Below are 1569 nucleotides of genomic sequence, written 5' to 3'. Positions count from 1 at the left end.
GGATGTGATGCCGAATGCCAATGCGGAAACAGTGAAATTAGCTGATCGTCGTTTAGCTAGACAATATCATCCTGATGTAAATGGGGATAAAGAAGCTGTTTTGAAAATGCAAATTATTAATCAAGCTTATAATCAGTTTTTGCTTCAAAAATTGGAATAATAAGGAAGAAGTAAACGGAAAATTTCCATAGAAATATTTACCGAGATTCCCAAAAACACTCTTTCTCAGCTTTGAATACTACCATTGGCAGCAACTATAATATATGAAAATCTAATCTAATCATTTCCAAAATTGATATGGCTGTCTAGCCAGCACCGGATTAGATTGAATATCTATAAATTGCACTTCGCTATGGGTATTAATCCACAACTGCGCTCCGCAATCTGCTGGTTGATAAGGTCGATAAACAATAATACACGAACCTTTAATTTCCAATTGATAACCATAATCGTTACGTTCACCCTGTTTCCAAGACAATACAGGCATTAAGTTGATTTGTTTACCTGGATTATCTTTGATTTTTTTGGCATTTCCTTTGATGAACTGTTGATTAACATGAATCATTGCTGGTTTTTCTTGGTTGCTATGACGCCAGGTTCCTTCAGGACCTCTTTTTCCAGGAACAATAACAGGCATTCCATCACCAAAAGTTGGTATTTCCCAAAAACCATTCTTTTTAGATGCACCCCTGACTCTACCTTGACTCAATAATACTCTAAGTCTTTGGCAAGAGATTCCCAATAAATATGCTGCTTCTCTAGTTCTCATGATTATTTTTTCAACTATAGCGCTATAGTTTTTTGTTATCCTTTAATTTTAACATTGCACAAATTATAGACTATTTTGGTAAATTTTCATCTTGTAATTTTTTCATCTCTTCCCTAACCTCAATGGCAATTTGTAGAGCTTCATTGAGTAACCTTCCATGTTCGCTCGCAATATCATTAATCTGCAAAGCTGTCAAGGTATTTAAGTTAATGGCAAACAAGTCTGTATTATCATCAATAAATTTCTTATTTTCCCGAATAATTCGCTCAGTTTTTAAAGCCCTAATTAAGTCTTCTCTAATTAGTGTTAACGCTTTTATAACTTCAGTACGGTTACTTAATTTAACTTGGGAATTACCAGCAGCTTCAATTTTGTCATTAATAGCGATCGCCTGAATAATTGAATTATATTTATCTACATCATCAAATAATTTAATTAGGTGTTGATTTTTGTTGGTTATAACTATTTTATAAATATCTTCCAAAAATAATCCTACTGCCATACTTCCGTAAATAAGTATTAACAGTAAATGGTATTGATTTAAAATTTGCACTACCATCCAATAACTAATTAATAACAGTAAAAATATCAGTAAACTTTTCAAACCTTCTGATAAATATTTAGTTTTTGTAGGTGGTCGTAATATTCTACCTAAATTCACTCCACTCAGATGTTTAATTTCACCTCTTGTAATTTTTAATCCTGCTAAATCTGACTGCATAATTGAATATGGTTGTAGGTTTTAATTCAATAATTAATAATTACCTCTTCTTTTGAATAAGAGGATTGTCTCATAGGAT

Annotated in this window: 3 protein-coding genes; 1 reads left to right on the top strand and 2 read right to left on the bottom strand. The window is 32.1% G+C overall.

What is annotated here, in order from left to right:
* Nucleotides 1–7: 7 nt before the first annotated feature.
* On the top strand, nt 8–160 hold the full coding sequence (locus F6K22_RS40550) for a DnaJ domain-containing protein (protein WP_293110783.1): 153 nt from the start codon (nt 8–10) through the stop codon (nt 158–160).
* Nucleotides 161–280: 120 nt separating this feature from the next.
* On the opposite strand, the gene F6K22_RS40545 is transcribed toward F6K22_RS40550, so the two are convergent.
* Both F6K22_RS40545 and F6K22_RS40540 read right to left on the bottom strand, forming a co-directional pair.
* Entirely contained in the window at nt 281–769 is a 489-nt protein-coding gene (locus tag F6K22_RS40545; RefSeq protein ID WP_293110782.1) for a hypothetical protein, read from the bottom strand.
* 70 nt (nt 770–839) lie between these two features.
* The gene (locus F6K22_RS40540; RefSeq protein WP_293110780.1) at nt 840–1490 is read right to left on the bottom strand and encodes a hypothetical protein; all 651 of its coding nucleotides are present in this window, start codon (nt 1488–1490) and stop codon (nt 840–842) included.
* Nucleotides 1491–1569 lie beyond the last annotated feature (79 nt).

It is taken from the genome of Okeania sp. SIO2F4, assembly GCF_010672385.1.
Classification (GTDB): domain Bacteria; phylum Cyanobacteriota; class Cyanobacteriia; order Cyanobacteriales; family Microcoleaceae; genus Trichodesmium.
The sequence above is the reverse complement of the archived record's forward strand: the minus strand, read 5'-3'. Positions and strand labels throughout refer to the sequence as shown.